Source organism: Heliorestis convoluta (assembly GCF_009649955.1).
In the GTDB taxonomy this organism is placed as follows: Bacteria; Bacillota; Desulfitobacteriia; order Heliobacteriales; family Heliobacteriaceae; genus Heliorestis; species Heliorestis convoluta.
Genome location: NZ_CP045875.1, coordinates 1,897,058 through 1,915,993 on the forward strand (window position 1 = coordinate 1,897,058; position 18,936 = coordinate 1,915,993).

An 18,936-nucleotide genomic window follows, 5' to 3' on the forward strand; every position below is an offset into this window, starting at 1 on the left:
TTTACCAGTTCTTCATTGAGCCGCTTGTGTAGTGGCTTTCTGCCCTGAAGGAAGGTATTCCTTTATCGACGGTAGCAAAAATCACCGGATTATCAGAAGAAGAGATCTTGAAGCTACAAAACGGCAATGAATAGCATCATCAAAGCCCCTGTTGAACATTGAAAATATCGGAACTGTCATAACGTGGAGAATTCACCAGCGTAGAAACTTCTTGAACAGCCATCCTTTCCAATCATTTATAATTTGTCGCATTACTATATCATAATAAAACCCTAATGAGCCCTCAGCTTCTTAGGGATTTTCACATGGCATATTTAAGAAAATTTTTGTATGAAACAGGCTTACTTAATAGAACACTCATAAAGTCACTATAGGAAATTGGTTCAATTATATCTGCATCCTCCCATACAATCGTTTGAGCCTTATTATTATTCACAATAATTGGAAGCATTTTATTTTTTCTTATACCTTCTTTACTAACAACCTCGGTTCTTAACCAAGAATATACACCTGTAATGATAATAACAACTTTTGAGATATCTTTTAGCAAGCTCTCTAGTCCTCTAACAGTGGTAACGTACTCCCAATTTACATCTGTTACTCTATTCTTTTCAGCAAAGTCCTTAAGATGTTTCTTATCTCTTGAATTCTTTAATTCAATGTATTTACTATGAACTTTTAGATAAAAAGATGTTAATTGATCCGCTAGAACTGATCAAGGAACTTCGTCTAAAATATATCTTGGCGACGTATGGTTCTTTAACCACTCGCCCCAATCGGCCCATAATTTTTCCTCTAGTATTATTTCATCATCCAAAATGATTTCAGTATACTTGCGCTTCACTAACTTGTAATGAAATTCTCTTGCGCTCGCAACAGCCTCAAGTGAAAAACCCTTTGATAGCATACGATGGGCTGTTATCGCCTCAAATGCTACTGAAAAATCATAAATTGTTTTCTTGCCTTGTTTCGCTCCAGCAGAAATTAAAGCAGAATCCACCCATTTTTTTAGAGTCCATTTGGTAAACTTATCATTTGCGTTTTTTTTCACGAACTCTATAAATTTCTTTTCACACCACAATGTCAAATCGACCTCTATTCTAGTCTAGATTTTTTATATGTTCAAAATAACTGGACTTCCAAAAGAAGAGGTGTTAGAACTCAAAAAGTAAATCTGTTAATCGCAGATAATATCATAAGGCCTGATGAGATACTTTGAATTTTCTAAAGAGGATAAACTTGCAGATTGTCCCAGTTTTTTGTGTTACACTACAATCTAGAAGAAGACTTGCCATGGTTAGAGCCCTTTTTTAAGCTGTGGAAAAGATTTTCAGAAATATCAGGAGAGTGTTTTGCCATGTCTTCACCAAATAAAAAGAGCGATACTCCCTTTCCAGTATCTTTCTGGGTCATACCTGGTACCTTGCTTGCCGGGCAATATCCTCGGAATGAAGGGGAAGAAGATTCGAAAGAAAAACTGCGTCAATTGCTAACAATAGGTCAAGTAAATCATATTATTGATTTGACAGAGTCGGGCGAAAAAAACTACGTAAGCGTACCTCTTCAACCTTATGATGAATTGTTAAATAGGGTCAGCAAAGAACTATCTTGGTTCTGTACTGTTGAACGTATGCCGATTCAAGATAGAAATGTGCCCAGTCAAAAAGAGATGAACGCTATTTTAAATGCTATTGATGAACATAGGTCAAAAGGCAAAAGGGTGTATATTCACTGCTGGGGTGGTCATGGACGAACTGGTACTGTTATCGGTTGCTACTTGATTCGTCATAAAATGGTTGAAAAAGATGCTGTCTTTGAACGTATCATAGAGCTACGCCAGGCGATCACTGATCCGGTAAGAAGAGATTTTCCATCTCCAGAAACTGATGAACAAAGGGACTTTGTATTGAATTGGGCCTGGTAAAGTCTTTTTAGGAAGACTTTACCATCGGGGTCCGACCGTGCGATAATTCAGATACAATTATGAATATTTAGAAATCTTAACACAAAAGAAGTAGAAAAGGTATCTACCGGGAAATAAAGCCCAGTAGGTACCTTTTTATTGAGGCTAGGTTTGAGTCAGCATCAAGGTGTCACGGCAAAGCCATTACTACAATTGATAAATCTTTCTTCTTTCGATGACTTGCGCCGACCGCTGTGAACGCAAAGGGAAGCAGCCAGCAAATCAGAAAGTCAATAGAACATATTTTCTTAAAATGATTTTTTGAAACTCCGGTGAGACTCTGTGATAATCGACGATATCGACTCTAAAAGGAAGATCAGATTCTTGAAAGCCATCCCTAATATTGGCTACAAGCAATAGATCAAGCTTGTCTTTTCCTTTTAAAGCGATATCTAAATCGGAGTGCTTATGAACTTTTCCAGTAGCTCGAGAGCCAAATACTAGAACTTCAAGGTCTGAAGCATAGTTTTTGAGGATGTTTTTCACAATCTTCAGTTCTTCTTCCGTTAACTTAATCATTGCGCACCTCTAAGGACTTTAGAAGATAGAGAGCATCTTCTAAAAAAACTTTGCTCATACCGTAAATTTCATCGGCTACTTCTCGGTTATAAGTATGGGAAGTAGTGTTTCTAAGTTCATGATATTTAACCCAAATTGAAAAGTCGGAGATCAATTTTTGTTCAACGGCATGTCTGAATAATTCTTTTCTAGTAGCTCCGTCTAATAAACCTGGCATGAGATTTAATTCCAACCAACGTTTCATAAACTTCCAACAAAGTTCGTAGGTGAATTCAAAATTTTGTATAACGCCTGCTTGAATAACTTCTTTCTCATCAAGTGATATATTGTTGTTAGCGAGTCTCACCTGCGCGAAGTTTAGAGCTCGCTCCAATGATGCAACGGCTTTTCTTAGGCTACTTAAATCTAACAAATCTCTTGTCACCCCAGACTTTCAGTAACTCTAAAAGTTTTTGGTAATCTTTTCTAAGTGTAGTATACCATAATTCAAGCCTAAAAGCATAACAAGAAAAACGTAAGCATAAAGAACCCCCACCCTGTTTTGAAGGTGGGGATTCTTTATGCTTACGTACCAAAGCAAGAGCAAACAACAAAGAAAAATAAACCGAGGAGCCAAAGGCTTTTTTTCATTATTTTACCACAAGCTTTTCCCATCCTATAATGGCATCATTAACCAAAGAATTCGATAAATTTTACCATCACAGATAAAAGGTGGGGTGGTTGTGGCTAAAGTAATTAGTATGATCAACTGGAAAGGCGGTGTCGGAAAAACCACGTTGACACTGCATCTGGCGGTAGGACTGAATCAAGAATACAATAGCAAAGTGCTTCTCATTGATCTTGATCCGCAAAGCAACTTATCCTTTCTAGTCTTAGGCTATGATAAATATGGAGAATTAATCGATAAAGAGAAACATCCTTCACTGAAAAGAGTCTTTGACAGCTACCTGTACAGCGAGCAAGATCATAAGCCGATTCACATTGAAGAAGTAATTTTATCAGATGCCGTACAAAAAAATGGAAAGGGAGAAACTTACGAAGGCGTCGACCTTATTTTATCTCAGCAGGAGCTGGTTATGCTCGATCTAAACTTAGCTCGTGTTAGAAAAAAAGGAATTAACCACAAAGAAGATACGCGCTATGAACTGGAGCGCCTCAGTATTTTGCACAGATTGCTCCAGGATGCAAAAGAACGTTATGAATACATCTTTCTTGATTGCCCACCGAACTTAAACTTGGTCACACAAAACGCTTTTTACACCAGCAACTATTACGTCATTCCCGCCATTCCAGACTTTTTATCAACGACAGGGATCACACTTATTCGAACATACATGAACCGATTCAATAAAGATTTTGAAAAAATGCACGCCTACGCTGAAGTAGATGAGCCCTATCAAGAAACAAGATTTGGCGGCATTATCTTCAATAAAGTAAGAGAGCAAAAGGGAGTTATCATTACCCATCGTGAGACAATCACTGAAGTAAAAACAAAAAATAAACCACTGGACTTATTTGCATCTTATATCACCTATGGCGATGGTCTAGCTGTAGCGTCTCGAGCCAACCTTCCTGTCTATGCTTATAAGCACATACAAGATCGCGCCCGTAGTAATGCAAAAAAACAAGCAGAATATATGTTGGCGTTGGTACGTGAATTTAGAGAAAGAATCAAGTGAGGGTAATGATGAAAGCAAAAGAGGCGGCTCAACTTTTTCAGATGATGGCGCAGCTCTTACAACACTTTGGAGAAAAGCCAGCGCTAGAAGTGTTAGAGGAGCTAATTCGTTTACAAAAAAAGCAGACCACTTCCCCAAGCCTGCTACATCATGAACAAGAACAAGGCGCTTTTCAAGGTGAGAAGGCTTCAGATGCTCCAAATTCTCATCATAAAGATCAGAGCACCCTCAAAAAAGAGGTAATATCACAGCCTTCAGTCGATATAGCAGACCCCTGGATTGAGAAATTATTCACCATGACAAGAAAAGAGCTTGAAGAAATCTTAGGAAAAGAAAAAGGCGTAAAAACGAAAAAAGAGCTTCAAGAGCTAGGAAAAAAATTCGGGCTCAGCTTATCCAGCGGAGCCCGAAAGGATGTCATGATTTATGATATTATCAAATATTTAGAGCGGATTCGTTTTACTCATCACCCTTAATTAACTCAGTACTACCTTTAAGACAGAACAAAGAAAACACCCCAAAGACAAAGCAATTATAATGGATCTACAGGCTGAAGATAGTCAAGGAAATCGTTATGACGTAGAAATTCAGCTAAAAAATCGCTATGATATGGGTCAAGAGAAAAAGCGATCGCAGTATTACGTGGATGTTGTTTTTGTTAGCAAAAGAAAACGATGCCATAGCCAGGGAGGTAGAAGAAATGGGTCTGCATGATCCTACGTTAGAAAAAGCAATCCGTGATCTCGAAAGAATTAGTAGCGATCCGAAGGTTATTGCGGAATATGAAGCCCGTCTCAAATATGAGTATGATCAAGCTAAAAAAATCTAGGGCAATGCTCTTTGGGTAAAAACTTCATAATAACAGGCATATGCTGGCTTATAATAGCGTAATTATCGGTTATTATTTTCCTAACTTTCCACAAACATTTATAATGGTCATCATTACAGAATTGTGTATCACAATCGCAGGATTCTGCATTATAATCTTCCGTATCATCTGTTCGCCAAACTTCACAGCCCTGGAAGGGGTTGGCTGTTCCAATATACAAGTCATTACGTCGGTCTACGTAAAGTATCCTTCCGCCATAATTGTTGGGATTGTTAAGCCCGTCGAGGAATACTGGACTGAAATGAATGCCATCTCCCGATACATACAAATCAAAACCGATGGGATATCTGGCGGCCCTTAGAATCGCTACAACATTTTTATATATTTGTATTAATATATTTGTTACGACAGGACCTATTAATTGCTCTAAAGCGAGTCTGTTGGCCAAAAGAGTGGTCAGAATGACTTCCATATTGCTGGAATCATCAAAAGTGCTTATGAACAGTTTGCCATCGTATTCCTGTATCTGCCAGGCGTAAACATTAAATGGATTATTAAATCCTGAGCCCAGGCCTGAAGCGCTTTTCTGAGTTTCTGATGGTGCTGTTACTGGGAAAAGGGGATTTCCACCTACTACCAGCTTCCATTTATCATTCTTATTTATTCTTATGAGATCAAAGCCTCTGGGAAAAGCCCAGGCCAATGGTAATTCCTTGGTAGCGCTTACATAGAGGTGATTTTTAAAGACACCCATGGCGAGCGTATACCTGTTATCAGGATCTCCAAATCCTCTATCAGCGATAAGTGTCCAGTCGTTAAGCCTTGGCTCCGGCCCGTTCGTTCGCCAGACTTCAACGCCTTCTGGGCTGATTACGCCTACATATATCCTGTTGTTGAATACCTCCATGTTGCTTATGGGGTTTGTTGGATTGCGGGTAGGATCAAAGCCTGGTACAGTTGTATCTATAACACTTTCCCAGGGAATGAATTCTGGATCTTCGCTTCTATATAGTAGAGGTGGATTTTGGCCCCCTTCTTCTATGGTGGACATATATATTTTGCCCTTCTGTATTACCATTGCTCTTGAGGAGGTTCCCTGCAGGACATTGTCCGGTAAAATAAACCAGTTTACACCGTTTGTGGATTTTAATACTTGCACGCTTGGGCCAATGGTAGCTGCATAAAGGCTAGACCCGCCTCTGAAAGGTCTATGCCTGATCATAAACCGGAAGCCAATAATACCTGAACCTTCTGGCGCTTTATAAACTCTTTGCCATGGTAGGGAGCCATCCTTTTTGTATCGCCAGATTTCAGCGCGATTGTCTATGGGGCCGGGGTCTATGAGGGCAGGAAGCTGAGCCCCGGGCGTAATAGAATTAATGATATTTACGAGTATATTTCTGCCGGTACCTACATAGATGTAGTCTCCCAACTCACTCATAGACCAGGCATAGTTGTTTTGCCTTGCATTGTTGAGATTTGTCATGTCAAATCCATTTACCGGCGTTAAGTTTCGAAAACATATTTTTTTCCTACTTATCAAATCAAGTTTCTCCTTTCCATTAATATAGTGAGTACCGCTGTTGACTCTTCCAATTTATGGTACTTAATATATTGATATTCGGTCATCCCCCATAAGGTGAAAACGGCTCACCCTCGTTGTCGGAAATCAAATTTTCCGACAACGAGGGTGAGCCGTTCGTTGTTTGTTATACTTGCTCAGCTTGTCAAAAAGCTTTAATTATAGATAGGATTTGATAGTACGAAGCATGGCGGGATCTAATTTTTTATTTTTGAATTTTGATAGATCTGGGTAACTGCTAACTTCTATTAATAATATTTGTCCTGACCTATTGATGGCTAAATCAAGTCCCCATAGGTGTTTATGGGGAAAATGTTTATCCAATTGCTGAACAATTTGTAATGCAGTGTGCTGTAATTCCGTAATGATATTTTCTGATGTAAGTTCCCTTAAATGATTTTGAAGACTCGCTTCAAGAGGAATAATCGAACCTCCAGCAGATGTATTGCTTAAAAAGGAGGTTTTGCTAGTAAGCTGGCCAAACCATCCTGTTAGTTTCCAATTGGAATCTTTTTTCTGAAGGATGACCCTTATATCAAAAAAACGGTTATTAATTTTCAATCGATCAATATATTCTTGAATTAGATAAGGTTTACCATTTATCTTTTTTTCTAAAAAGTTTAACAAATCTTCGGCTTTGTCCAGTATAAATCTTTTTGATTTTGTATCGATAATGAAGTGCCTATATCCTACCTTTACTTTAATGATTCCTGTTCCACTTGTTCCTTGCACAGGTTTTAGTATAGCTACACCATAATCTTTTAGATATCTACAGCAAGCGTTTATAGAATAAGGCACTGTTTCAGGCAGGTGTTTTATGATATCTTTATTTTCCTTTAGGATGGAAAACATATATGATTTGTCTGATAACAATTCGAACCACCCCCTAATCCTTTTATGGCTTGACGTCAGTCGCTTTCCGCCTCTTAAAATTATATTCACCACAGACGGGATGTGTGGAATAGTTATGCAGTGAAAAAAAGAAAAGGTATGGTAGGTTGATGTTATGGAGACCACTTGGATTATTATGAAAAATCAAAATCAACGATAATGATAGAAAAAAAAAGCTACGTCCTGTAAAATAGAACGCAAGAAAAGATCATGAAGCAGTGAATATCTATGTAGATAAAGAATAGCTACTGCTTTGATCTTTCTTAAAAAAAGATGGTTACTAATACAGTCATCAATGTGCTAGTGGTAGCTAGAGCAAGCAAGGAGGGAGTGTATCCTAGATGAAAAGAATCATTGCTGTAATGGTTGTAATGATGTCTATACTAATGGCGGCCCTTACGATTGTTACAATCCAGAAAGGCACTGTAGAAAATGCCTACGCATCAACTTTCAAGGAAGACGGCACGAAATGGCGCATCGGTTATTGTGAAAGTGAAGATTTTATCACTTTTACCGAAACGCTCATAGGCATTGTACATGGTCTTGAAGAACTTGGATGGATTCGTAACCTCGACGGCTTCGATATTGTTGCGTATACTCGCGATAGCAAAGCTATATGGAATTATTTAGCGAACAGGGATATAGGCCCTTACATAGAGTTTGTCGACGATGGTTTTTATAACTTAAGAGATGAAGGCGTCACACCCGAAGACATCGTCGATAGATTACAAAGAAATAAAGACATCGATCTTATGCTCGTCATGGGAACTCAAGCAGGCATTTCTTTAAGTACTGATGACCATGATACCAATATTTTTGTTTTTGCTGCTTCTAATGCAGTTCGCTCTGGGATCATTGATTCTGTTGAAGATTCGGGGAAAGACCATGTTTGGGCTCACATGGACGAACAGCGTTTTGAACGACAAATTAAAGCATTTCATGACATTGTACAGTTTGAAAAAATAGGTATGGTTTATGAAGACTCTGACATTGCTAGAGTTTATTCAGCCGTCAATGAAGTTGAGAAGCTTGCCAAAGACAAAGGCTTTGAAATCGTCCGTTATCATGTTGACGAGCCTCTACGGTCTGAGGAGTATTCTCGCTATTATCAAGAAGTTCAAGAGGCTTACAATCAATTGGCGCAAGAAGTTGATGCTGTTTTCGTCACCATTGCTTCACTAGAGAGTGATAAATTACCAACATTGTTTACGCCTTTTTATGAAAAAAAAATACCTGTATTTTCCCAGCTGGGCAATATTGAAGTAGAACATGGCGCTCTTATGACCATTTCAGTGATGGATGAAGTCAACCTTGGTCGCTTCGGTGCCGATACCATCGGGAAATACTTAGAAGGAACGAAGCCTCGTGATCTGGAACAATCTTTTCAAGTTGCGCCAAAAATCATACTGAACGCAGAAGTTGCACAAAAGATAGATTTTATGATCCCTTTTGAATTAATTATTGTAATCGACGAAGTCTATGAAAATATTGCCAAGTGAGCTTGCAATCAATCGCTATTATTGAAGGGATTTGAATAAATGCTAGAACAGGGAAGAGTTTTGAATCAGCAAGATCAACAATGGTATCCTTATATAATTCGCCTACTCGCCAAGGATGATCTGCCTCAAATTCTGGGCTTACAGGATTTTATCCTTTCTTTTCTTGACAATAAAAGTTACTTTGTTCCTTTATCTCGAGAGGAACATATCGATATCATCATTGGCAACGGAGAATCCATTGGCTTGTTCATTGGGGACAAGCTCTATGCTGTTTGCTCTATACTTTTTCCTGGACTTAGAGAAGTTAACATGGCTCGAGAACTGGACTTTAACGATGAAGAATTGTTACAAGTTGCTCAACTTGAGCTTTCCATGGTTCATCCAGATCTAAGGGGTAATAACTTGCAGAGTAGACTCGCTCAAATGCTGGCCCAAAGGGCAGAGAATGCGATGCAATACAAGCATTTATTTACAAGCATATCACCTTATAACTACCCCAGTCTTAAAACGGCTACGTCGATTGGCTTGAAAATTGTAAAATTATGCAAGATGTACTGCCAATGGGATCGATATGTTATGTATAAAGACTTAGAGAATCACTGGGAAATAGATCGAGACACCATTCTTCAAGTACCTATGGATTGCTTAGAAAAACAACAAGCCTTATTAGAAGATAGATTTTTTGGATTTACGCAATATAAAGATGACGAAGGTGTAAAGTTGATTTTTGCTAGGAAAGGAAAGGAATGGTGATAAGTTGAGTGGCAATTGGAATAACAAAACAGATATTGTTCGTGAATCGACTGAATCAACCGAACCGACGGAATCATCGGAGCCAAAAAGAACCAGAAAAGCACGTTATAAAATATTAGCGCTGGCCTTACTCTTGTTAATGGCTGTTATGGCCTTTGGTGGTTCCTTAAACTACATGACTTTTGCTGATAACTATAATAAATCGTTAGCAAATACCTATGCTGTTGCGGGAAACGAACTCGTTCGAAAAATCGAATATGCACTACAATATGGCAAACCGATTGATAACTTTTATGGCATGCATGAAACGTTAGCTGAGCTGAAAGTAGTCATCCCAGAAGTTGAGAAGGTAAAAGTTGTATCAACAGAAGGCGAGGTTTTATATGATTTATTCGGGTTTGTTCGCGATCAAAGGTTGCCTGATGAACTGCAAAAGGTTGTAGTTTTTCAAGAAGGAGCCCTTAATGATAAGACGAGTTATCGTTTTTATGACGATAGTGGATACATATTCTTAAAAATTACAGACGATAAAATGGAACATATTGCAAGTCTCGCAATGGTTCTTCCTGACAACATCTTCTTGCAATTTAATAGTCACTACACAAAACAATTGGGTACCTATCTACTAGGGTTTGCAGCCATTGCTTTATTAGTCTTATTCATCATACTTTTTAAAACCAATCTATTGTCGATAGACAATCGTTTCAACAAAAAAAGATTCTTACTTGTATTTATTGTTGTCTTAGGTTCAGTTCAACTCTTCTATAGCGCTGTTAACTATTCAGTTTTTAAAAACGCTTACATAGATATGGCTTATAAAAGTAAAGACTTTGTCGAAGAAACAATTGCAAATAATATAAATAGCGTTTACGACAAAGGAATAAGCTTACAAAATGTAAGCGGTCTCGATCACTATATAACAGCCATAGAATCAAGCTTACCACAAATTAAAGAAATCACCTTTGTCGAATCAAAGGATGCTATCGATAGGGAAGGTCTAACAATCGTCAGATCCAAAGACTCTCTGCAAAGTAGCACAATCTCTGCAACCATATCCAATGTCTATATTGACCAAGAAATGTATAAGATTCTCTTAGATATGGTTACGGTACTGATTGTTTCTATTTTCTTTATGGTCGAGTTAATCTTGTTTGCCGTTCTCATACTTGTCCGCCAAGATCAAGAAAAGAAAAAAATAAATAATAAGATGGATGTTAATACGAGTCATGGTCTCGTTAGAACATTAACCTTTCTAGTGAACATACCGATCTTTATGTCCATTACTTTTATCCCGATTGTAATGCAAAATTTATATGAACCGATTCTAGGATTGTCGAAAGATGTGGTTCTAGGCTTACCACTATCGGCGGAAATGCTAGGAGGCATTCTAGCTATCATCCTTGCTGGTTCTTTGGTTGATAAAAAAGGGTGGAGGGCTGTTTTTTACGTAGGTATCTTATTCTTGGCACTTGGAAACTTTGCATCTGGATTTAGTATGACAGCAATTGCCTTTGTTCTTTCTAGAGCCGTCGTTGGTTTTGGTGTAGGTCTTATTCTCATGTCTTTACGTAGCTTGGTCGTCTCGTTACCCGAAAGAAATAGTGCCATTGCTGAGTTTGCATCCGGTGCGATTGCTGGATTGAACTGCGGTGCTGTTATCGGTGGTATGATGTCTGATCGAATTGGTTACGATGCAGTTTTTTTCATAGCTGCTATAACGGTTGTACTTTCTGTTTTGTATACAAATAGACTTATGGGTGGCTTTGAAATAGAGGAACGAAAAACGAGTGATGCTACTGCATTACATAAATTCATTAACTTTATATATGACAAAAAGACAATTGTCTTCCTCTTGCTCGTTTTTATCCCTTTTTTCATTGGAGGGGCTTTTCTCGACTATTACTTCCCTCTATTTGCATCGAACAACGGTCTTTCCCAAAGTGATATAAGTCGAGCTTTCTTATTAAATGGTCTCTGTATTATTTACCTTGGTCCTTTACTGACTCGCTATGCAAGTAACCGGCTCGGTACCATAAATGGTATGCTCTTTTCTTTGTTCATTATCGTTTGTGCTCTTGCTGTTTTTATGCTTTTCGGCACTCTCGCTGCTGCTTTGGTAACGATTGTTCTACTCGGCATGGCCGAAAGCTTTGGCGTTTCGATGCAAACGAACTATTTTTTGAACTTAAAAGGAGTCCGAGACTTAGAGATAAGCAAAGGAATTGCTTATTTCAGTATCATGGTTAACTTAGGAAGAATGGCTGGCCCTATCATCTTTGGTGTGGCGTTGTCTTTCGGTATGAAAATGGGCGTGGGTCTGATTGCCCTGGCTTTACTTCTTTTACTAATGGGATTTGTAGTGCTTTCTAAGGTTAGACCCGAGTATATCAATGAGAGCAAGATAGGTTAAGAGGAAAAAAACTACGACAATGGATTCGCGAAGAAGGGCGCGGATCGAGCTGGAAAAGCCGATTCAGTAGTAAATGGGAAGCTACGAGGGAGAGCAGAAGGTAGACGCAGAGGAGTTCCTCTGTGCCCCTTGTGCTCTCCCTGCGTTCTTAGCGAATAAAGTTCGTTAGAGTCTTCTTGACCTTTTCAGGTCTTTCTACAACGCCTTCGCCTTTTTCAATTAACTGTAGCAACCAGGCCATATTTTCTCCTAGAAGACGCAGGATTTGTAGGCCTTCTTCATCTTGCAATACTTCGCCAGGCTTCATGCCGTGAATAACATTCCAATAGTTCGATGTGGCCATGACCATTTCAGAATAGGTGATGTAATTGTTCAGTTGTTCAAAAGTCGTAACGCCACCGGAACGTCTTACAGCGACGACAGAAGCAGCGACTTTGTGTCGAAGCATCGATTCATTGACAGAGGCAACAAAGCAAGCCCTGTCCAAAAAGGCCTTCATCGTTGCACCGATAGAAGAAAAATGAACGGGTGAACCAAAGATAATACCGTCGGCTTCTTTCATTTTCCCGATCCATTCGTTTACTTCGTCACCTGGGGTTACACATTTTTCATCTCTATTTCTGGCGCAACCATGACAAGCGAGGCAACCTTGAAGCGTTTTGTTGCCTACATGGACAATCTCAACGTCAATGCCTTTTTTCTCTAGTACTTCGGCGACGATTTTGATGGCGTGGTATGTGTTTCCTTCTTTTCTGGGACTGCCGTTAAAAGCTACTACCTTCATCGTTCCAAGCTTCCTTTCTTTCTAGGACTTTCTTTTTGAATATTCGCTTATTCTTGAAGTTTTCCCTTTTTATCCATACGATTGCATGGTCCGGTAAAGTCTGCTTAGGTAGAATTTACCTTTAAGAGTGTGACCGTGCGCCACGCAAAGGGCGCAAGCATGGGGTACATTGTGGCGATTATCGATTTGTTCAGGGTATAATAGCATTATGAAAAAGATAGGATTACCAATGCTGCTATGCTTGATTGCTGTAGCTTTTTTCTTTTTAAATAATCATAGCGAGTCTAAGAAAACGATTGAGGAAATAGAGAAGATAATCATAGAGATAGAAACAAAGGATGGAGAAGTCATCCCTTTACAAGTAGAGTTAGCCGATACACCAGAAAAACAAAAACTTGGGCTTATGGGACGGGACTCCTTATCCTATAACGAAGGCATGCTTTTTGTTTTTCAACAGGATAGGGTAGAGGGCTTCTGGATGAAAAACACAAAGATAGCCTTATCAATCGCTTTTATCGATAGCAGTGGTACCTTTCTAGATATTCAAGATATGGACCCTTGTTACGATGTGTCTTGTCCTACCTATTGGCCAGATCAACCCTATCGTTATGCTTTAGAAGTCAACCAAGGTTGGTTTCGTGATCAGAGGGTTGAGGAAGGTGATAAGCTTTTGCGAGTGCCTTGACCTATCGCTTTATTAAGGCTTTGTTCATAAAAAAACCTCCTGCCTTTCGTCCTCAAAGCAAGCATCTACATCCTCTAACACACATTCTTGTTGTTCTTTTGCAAATATGTACTTATTATACCATTTAGGGTAGTAATACCAAGGACATAAGTGTGTCGAGTGTCGCAGTATAAATCGTAATATGAATTAAACAAAAAAGGATGGCTGTGAATGCCATCCTTTTTTCCATGCCATTTTGAGTTGTGAAAAAGAAATGATAGAAATAAATTACATCTACTTTATGTATGCTCCCTGTATAAATGAATTTGATGTAACATTTGAGGATACCTGCTATTACTACGATATGGTCTTAAGATGGCTCCTCCTTTGTGTTATATCTTAAATTGCTTTGTAAGCGATTCTAGTTCTTCTGACATCGTCTGCACTTTATTGGACACTTCGTTAAGCATGTTTGCAGTGGAAGCTTGCTCTTCTAAGGTACTGCTTGCTTTCTGTGAGCCCTCGGCAATCTGCTGTGATGCTTCTGTGATCACTTGAGCACTGTTCATCATATCGTTAATAGCAGTCGCTTGTTGCTCAACAGCTGAAGCAATGTTGGACGAATTCGTGTCAATTTCTCTGGAGCTTTCCATTATGTTTGCAAGTGAAAACTTGGCTTTATCGGCCAGTTTTTGGCTTTCAGTGATTTCATCTCGTACCTGCTCAATTTCTTGAACGCCTTGCTGCGCATTTTTTGCATTGGTCTTGACAATTTCAATGATCTGATTGGCTGATTCCTTACTTTCTTCAGCCAGTTTTCTTACTTCCTCTGCCACCACTGCAAAACCGCGACCATGTTCTCCTGCACGTGCTGCTTCGATAGCGGCATTCAAAGCAAGTAAATTAGTCTGCTCTGAAATATGTGTTATCGTGGTAACCATTTCACTAATTTTGTCAGAGCTTATTTCTAATTTTTCAATGACCTCTTGGAGCCCAATTGTGCTCTTATTAACACTTATTAGCTTTTCAATCATTTGATGAACAGCTTTATCACCCTCTTCGGAAACTTGAAGAGCTTTACTTGCGGCGCCACTTGCATGTTCGGCAGAAGCGGCAATCTCTTCAACGGAGGCACCAATCTCTTCGAAGGTCGCCTGAAGTTCTTCCATATTCGCACTTTGTTCTTGAGCACCAGCCGAGGCTTCTTCTGTTGTAGCAGCTAACTCCTGAATATTGCTATCGGATACATGAACCGCTTTGGATAGGCTTGTGGATGCTTCTGTTAAACTTTTTGAATCATCTTGAATCTTTGTGACCAAGTTCCGTAACTTCTCGGTCATGTCACCAATTGTTTCGCCAAGAACACCAATTGTTCCGTACGCTTTTACTGTAACTTCTTGTGTCAAATCGCCTTGACGAACAGCTTGAGCACGCTCAATCAATTCACGAATTGGGCGAAGCACAATGATATTTACGAGTAAATAACTTATTGTTGCTAATATAAAGGGCACTGTGTATCCTAGCCAGGGAAAATTAACGATGTGAGCGATCAATTGAATGAGGGAGCCAGTGAACAATATAAGTAAAAATAAAAGTAAATCTATAGAGGGTTTTGATTTCATGGTTTTTTCCTCACTTATTGTTTTACAGTTCAAGGTAATAACATCATTCGGCTTGTGAAACTAGCTTCTATCCTCCTTTATACATTTTCGACAACTCATTGTCGAAAATAGTTGAAAAATAGCATTTTATCTCATTATAACTTTATCGATAATCAAGATAAAACATTAATGTTTCCCTGCAATGCATTTTTCAAGTTGTTTTGCTATCATATGACACAATAAAGCAGAAAAAGGAAGTGAATCTGCTGAATCGATGGGAGATTAAGAGAACAAAAAAGAAAGGCAGTTCTACTCGTTATAAGTTGAACTGCCTTTCGATCTCAAAAACCTACACCTAGAACGCTCAAGGAACTGGGTAGTTACATTCTATTGACGATGCGTCCGTCTGTGCCGATCGTAACGATTTGCCAAGGGATAACTTTACCGCTATCACTGAGGGCCTTTTTCACGGAGTTTACAATTCCTGCACAACAAGGCACTTCCATTCGCAACACTGTTACGCTCTGAATCTCTTGGGCGCTTAAGATTTCTGTCAGTTTTTCAGCATAGTCGCCCGCATCTAGTTTTGGGCAACCGATCAAGGTAATTTTGTTTTTCATGAAGTCTTGATGAATGCCAGCATAGGCAAAGGCAGTGCAATCGGCGGCAATCAGTAGTTGGCAATTGTCAAAGAAGGGAGCTCTCGGGGATACCAGCTTTAACTGACAAGGCCATTGTCGCAGTTGTGATTCAGTACTGGTGGCCTCTCCCTGATTTGCCGTAGGCTGAGAGACTTTGTCTGCTTTCATTGGCAATTTTTCGAAAACTCGAGCCTGCGTTCCAGGACAGCCACAGGGGATTGGAGCCTCGGCGGCTTTTTTTACTTCTGCCTTGCGCTTTTTTACGGCAACTTCATCAAAAGGATCGGCCTTGCGCTCCTCTAAGGTGATAGCATCGGTAGGGCACGCAGGGAGACAGTTACCGAGGCCGTCGCAGTATGCATCTGAAACAAGTTTCGCTTTTCCATTTATAAGTTTAAGGGCACCTTCCTGGCATGCGGTGGTGCAGAGCCCACATCCAACACATTTTTCCTCGTTAATCGAGACAACTTTTCGTATCATCTGTTTTATCCTCCTTCGAATCGCTTGTTATTACATCTACACTATAATAAAATTAGGCAAAAAAATCGGTAGCCATAGCTACCGAAAAGGGAGCAAAGAAGAAATGGGGCAAATCAAAAAGGATGGCCAAAAGGATCTTACAGAAAAGACTCGTTTTTTGGCCAAATGCGCTCTCTTTCAAGGGATTGAAACGGTCGTTATCGATGAAATGCTCTTTTGCCTTGACTTGAAGAGCTTTCGCTACAAAAAGAACGAGACTATTGCCTTAACGGGGGAACCTTTCGAGAGCATTGGTATCTTGATAAAAGGGGAGGCCTTGGTGATTAAGGAAACGGCAGCAGGCCACCGATCCATGATGGCCTTACTTCAGCCTGGAGATCTTTTTGGAGAAATGGTTGTATTTTCCAAGAACTCTACCTGGCCAGCCACTGTCATTGCGCAGGAAGAGAGCGAGGCATGGTTCATTTCTCGGCGAAAGCTGCTCGGTCAATGTGAAAATAGTTGTACTTGGCATCGGACGCTTATCGAAAACATGCTCAGGATCATCTCTGAAAAGGCCATGATGCTGAATAAAAAAGTAGAATACTTGACGATTAAGAGCATGCGGGGGAAATTGAGTACTTTTTTCTTGGAACAGCATCGAAAAGCAGGTACTATGACATTTCGCCTGCCTATGAAACGGAATGAGTTGGCTGACTTTCTCAATGTCTCTCGACCATCCATGTCCAGGGAGATGGCTCGCATGCGCGAGGAAGGCTTGATTGACTTTCATTTGGAGACGGTTCGTATCATCAATGCTGAAGCATTACGTAAGATAGCTGAATAAGTGTTATTGACAAGCAAGGTGATAGAAAATACTTCTGCACTCATATAGTTCCTTCAGGAGAACAAAAAAGAAAGGCAGTTCTACTCGTTATAAGTTGAACTGCCTTAGGTCATGGGCATGCTTAATGTACCAAAAGCGATAGCATTTTCTTCAGAAGAAGCCTCTATTCGTTCCTTATATTACGCTAGAGGACCTTGTCTCATTTTATTTGCTAGATAATCTGCTGTTCTGGCTGCAATAGCCATAATCGTTTCTGTCGGATTGGACCCACTGGATGTGACAAAGACGCTGCTGTCACAAATAAAAAGATTGGGAATGTCATGGCTTTGACAAAATCCATTGACAACAGAGTTTTCAGGATCAATACCCATACGACATGTACCCATAACATGTCCCGTATCTGGAATTACAAAAGCCGGTTTACCACCTCTCGCAGACAAGATTTCGTTGGCTTTTTGTATAGCATCCTTAATCAGTCTGTTGTCATTTTCACTGTAACTAAAATGAATCAAAGGCCTAGGTAGACCGTACTCATCTTTTTCATTGCTCAAAGAAACAGCATTTTCTTCTCGTGGTAACACTTCCCCTACCAGGGACACTTGACCATAAAAATTAAAGTCTAACATGACTTCTCGCAATCCCTTGCCCCAATAGCCACCATCGACAGCTAAATTTTTGGCCAGAGCCACGGGTCGATTGCCGTGTGCATTGAGAGAGTAACCTCTTACAAAGCCTCTCGAAGGATCGCTAGCATAAAAGTCTTGTGTAAAAGCCATAACAGGTGTGCCTTTATAAAGCCTAATTTCTTCGTCAAACTTGGCAAAAACATCGTGTCCGCTGTGAACCATGAGATTTTTTCCAACCAAGCCACTGCGATTGGCTAGGCCGAAAGGATATTGTGCCGTTGCAGAATTAAGTAAAAGTCGCGGTGTTTCTATGGCAAAAGCGGAAACAATCACAACCCTGGCTAACTGTCGATAAATCTGCCCATCATGGACAAACTCTACACCTGTTACTTTTCCTTTTTTGTCTGTAAGAATGCTAGTGACCATGGAGTCGGTCAGAATTTCTGCACCTTGTTGAATTGCTTTAGGGACGTGCTGGATTAGCGTTGAGAATTTGGCGTTAGGTATACAACCTTCATTGCAAAAACCTCTATTGGTACAAGGGGGCCGTCCATCGAAGGGTGCTGATAGAATGGCCAATGGTGTAACGCTACTGCGAATCCCTCGTATCTCACAGCCTTCTTGAAAGATCTGCGAATTGGCACTTAGAGGCTCGCGAACAGGGTAAGGATAGGGGCCTTGAAAGGTTCCCCAAGGAAGAGATTTCGGTCCCGAAACCTTGATGTCATTTTCTATTTTCTGGTAGTAAGGTTCTAAGTCATAATAACTTATGGGCCAATCTTCGGCAACGCCATCGATTGTCTTGACACGAAAATCATTCTCATGAAAGCGATAAAATACAGCTGTGAAATGAACAGTTCCTCCGCCAACACCGCGCCCTGAATTGTTGTGGCCAAACTTAAGTGCGTCATTGCCATCAGAAAGCCTTGTATCTTGCCAGGCTAAGGAATAGCTATGCAGTTCATCACTGGCAAAGTCTGTTTGAGGATTCCAAAAAGGTCCTGCTTCAATCCCAACGACCTGAAGTCCTGCTTTGCTTAACTCATAAGCCAACACACCACCGGCTGCACCAACACCAACGATGCAGACATCGACTTCCTGGTCGCCATATTTTCTACACTTCATATCACTATAACGATGACCGTCGTAATGATCACAGTTATGCTGTAGAGGATCTTTGTTTTCCATG

At 39.9% G+C, this 18,936-nt stretch carries 20 protein-coding genes and 1 pseudogene; 11 read left to right on the forward strand and 10 right to left on the reverse strand.

Annotated elements, in window-relative coordinates; translation table 11 throughout:
- Positions 1-44: 44 nt before the first annotated feature.
- Entirely contained in the window at positions 45-134 is a 90-nt protein-coding gene (locus FTV88_RS16275; RefSeq protein ID WP_497006442.1) for an Rpn/YhgA-type helix-turn-helix domain-containing protein, read from the forward strand.
- A 167-nt stretch (positions 135-301) separates the two neighbouring features.
- Here FTV88_RS16275 and FTV88_RS09030 read toward each other — a convergent pair whose 3' ends face one another.
- A complete protein-coding gene (locus FTV88_RS09030; RefSeq protein WP_153725329.1) occupies positions 302-550 on the reverse strand; it encodes a hypothetical protein in 249 nt (82 codons plus the stop codon).
- Between the two features lie 165 nt (positions 551-715).
- Positions 716-1,051 carry a hypothetical protein gene (locus tag FTV88_RS09035; protein ID WP_153725330.1) on the reverse strand — a complete coding sequence of 112 codons (336 nt, stop codon included), beginning with the start codon at positions 1,049-1,051 and terminating at the stop codon, positions 716-718.
- Positions 1,052-1,357: 306 nt separating this feature from the next.
- Here FTV88_RS09035 and FTV88_RS09040 point away from each other — a divergent pair, with 306 nt between their 5' ends.
- Positions 1,358-1,924, forward strand: a complete 567-nt coding sequence (locus tag FTV88_RS09040) for a protein-tyrosine phosphatase family protein (protein WP_162007975.1) — start codon at positions 1,358-1,360, stop codon at positions 1,922-1,924.
- A gap of 261 nt (positions 1,925-2,185) precedes the next feature.
- Here the strand turns inward: FTV88_RS09040 and FTV88_RS09045 are convergent, their stop codons facing one another.
- Complete coding sequence (locus FTV88_RS09045) at positions 2,186-2,482, reverse strand: nucleotidyltransferase family protein (protein WP_153725332.1); 297 nt, start codon at positions 2,480-2,482, stop codon at positions 2,186-2,188.
- On the reverse strand, positions 2,475-2,894 hold the full coding sequence (locus FTV88_RS09050) for a nucleotidyltransferase substrate binding protein (protein ID WP_153725333.1): 420 nt from the start codon (positions 2,892-2,894) through the stop codon (positions 2,475-2,477). Before FTV88_RS09050 ends, FTV88_RS09045 begins: the two co-directional genes overlap by 8 nt.
- A gap of 310 nt (positions 2,895-3,204) precedes the next feature.
- Between FTV88_RS09050 and FTV88_RS09055 the strand changes: the two genes are divergently transcribed.
- The 4 genes and pseudogenes from FTV88_RS09055 (at position 3,205) to FTV88_RS15505 (ending at position 4,990) form a co-directional block, all read left to right on the forward strand.
- Positions 3,205-4,161 (forward strand): ParA family protein, encoded by a 957-nt coding sequence (locus tag FTV88_RS09055; RefSeq protein ID WP_153725334.1) that lies wholly within the window; start codon positions 3,205-3,207, stop codon positions 4,159-4,161.
- Between the two features lie 5 nt (positions 4,162-4,166).
- Positions 4,167-4,637, forward strand: coding sequence for a hypothetical protein (locus FTV88_RS09060; RefSeq protein ID WP_153725335.1), 471 nt, complete (start codon positions 4,167-4,169; stop codon positions 4,635-4,637).
- A 40-nt stretch (positions 4,638-4,677) separates the two neighbouring features.
- Positions 4,678-4,875, forward strand: a pseudogene (locus tag FTV88_RS16155) (PD-(D/E)XK nuclease family transposase); the annotation flags it as partial.
- A complete protein-coding gene (locus FTV88_RS15505) occupies positions 4,817-4,990 on the forward strand; it encodes an Rpn family recombination-promoting nuclease/putative transposase (protein WP_243137075.1) in 174 nt (57 codons plus the stop codon). The pseudogene FTV88_RS16155 and the gene FTV88_RS15505, both read left to right, overlap by 59 nt.
- On the opposite strand, the gene FTV88_RS09075 is transcribed toward FTV88_RS15505, so the two are convergent.
- Both FTV88_RS09075 and FTV88_RS09080 read right to left on the reverse strand, forming a co-directional pair.
- Entirely contained in the window at positions 4,977-6,533 is a 1,557-nt protein-coding gene (locus tag FTV88_RS09075; RefSeq protein ID WP_153725338.1) for a hypothetical protein, read from the reverse strand. The two genes, FTV88_RS15505 and FTV88_RS09075, sit on opposite strands and share 14 nt — an antisense overlap.
- 198 nt (positions 6,534-6,731) lie before the next feature.
- A complete protein-coding gene (locus FTV88_RS09080) occupies positions 6,732-7,445 on the reverse strand; it encodes a YheC/YheD family protein (protein WP_153725339.1) in 714 nt (237 codons plus the stop codon).
- 359 nt (positions 7,446-7,804) lie between these two features.
- On the opposite strand from FTV88_RS09080, the gene FTV88_RS09085 reads away from it, so the two are divergent.
- From FTV88_RS09085 to FTV88_RS09095, 3 genes are read left to right on the forward strand one after another with little or no spacing between them, the layout of a single operon-like run.
- Complete coding sequence (locus tag FTV88_RS09085) at positions 7,805-8,962, forward strand: ABC transporter substrate-binding protein (protein ID WP_153725340.1); 1,158 nt, start codon at positions 7,805-7,807, stop codon at positions 8,960-8,962.
- A gap of 60 nt (positions 8,963-9,022) precedes the next feature.
- Positions 9,023-9,715, forward strand: coding sequence for a GNAT family protein (locus FTV88_RS09090; protein WP_153725341.1), 693 nt, complete (start codon positions 9,023-9,025; stop codon positions 9,713-9,715).
- A 4-nt stretch (positions 9,716-9,719) separates the two neighbouring features.
- The gene (locus tag FTV88_RS09095) at positions 9,720-12,125 is read left to right on the forward strand and encodes an MFS transporter (protein ID WP_153725342.1); all 2,406 of its coding nucleotides are present in this window, start codon (positions 9,720-9,722) and stop codon (positions 12,123-12,125) included.
- 148 nt (positions 12,126-12,273) lie between these two features.
- Here FTV88_RS09095 and FTV88_RS09100 read toward each other — a convergent pair whose 3' ends face one another.
- Positions 12,274-12,909 carry a flavodoxin family protein gene (locus FTV88_RS09100; RefSeq protein ID WP_153725343.1) on the reverse strand — a complete coding sequence of 212 codons (636 nt, stop codon included), beginning with the start codon at positions 12,907-12,909 and terminating at the stop codon, positions 12,274-12,276.
- A 208-nt stretch (positions 12,910-13,117) separates the two neighbouring features.
- Between FTV88_RS09100 and FTV88_RS09105 the strand changes: the two genes are divergently transcribed.
- On the forward strand, positions 13,118-13,594 hold the full coding sequence (locus tag FTV88_RS09105; protein WP_153725344.1) for a DUF192 domain-containing protein: 477 nt from the start codon (positions 13,118-13,120) through the stop codon (positions 13,592-13,594).
- A gap of 371 nt (positions 13,595-13,965) precedes the next feature.
- Here FTV88_RS09105 and FTV88_RS09110 read toward each other — a convergent pair whose 3' ends face one another.
- Positions 13,966-15,195 carry a methyl-accepting chemotaxis protein gene (locus FTV88_RS09110; protein ID WP_153725345.1) on the reverse strand — a complete coding sequence of 410 codons (1,230 nt, stop codon included), beginning with the start codon at positions 15,193-15,195 and terminating at the stop codon, positions 13,966-13,968.
- 359 nt (positions 15,196-15,554) lie between these two features.
- Positions 15,555-16,295 (reverse strand): ATP-binding protein, encoded by a 741-nt coding sequence (locus FTV88_RS09115; protein WP_153725346.1) that lies wholly within the window; start codon positions 16,293-16,295, stop codon positions 15,555-15,557.
- Between the two features lie 103 nt (positions 16,296-16,398).
- On the opposite strand from FTV88_RS09115, the gene FTV88_RS09120 reads away from it, so the two are divergent.
- Positions 16,399-17,121, forward strand: coding sequence for a Crp/Fnr family transcriptional regulator (locus FTV88_RS09120; RefSeq protein ID WP_153725347.1), 723 nt, complete (start codon positions 16,399-16,401; stop codon positions 17,119-17,121).
- Between the two features lie 179 nt (positions 17,122-17,300).
- Here FTV88_RS09120 and FTV88_RS09125 read toward each other — a convergent pair whose 3' ends face one another.
- A complete protein-coding gene (locus tag FTV88_RS09125) occupies positions 17,301-18,935 on the reverse strand; it encodes a GMC family oxidoreductase (RefSeq protein WP_207707845.1) in 1,635 nt (544 codons plus the stop codon).
- Position 18,936 lies beyond the last annotated feature (1 nt).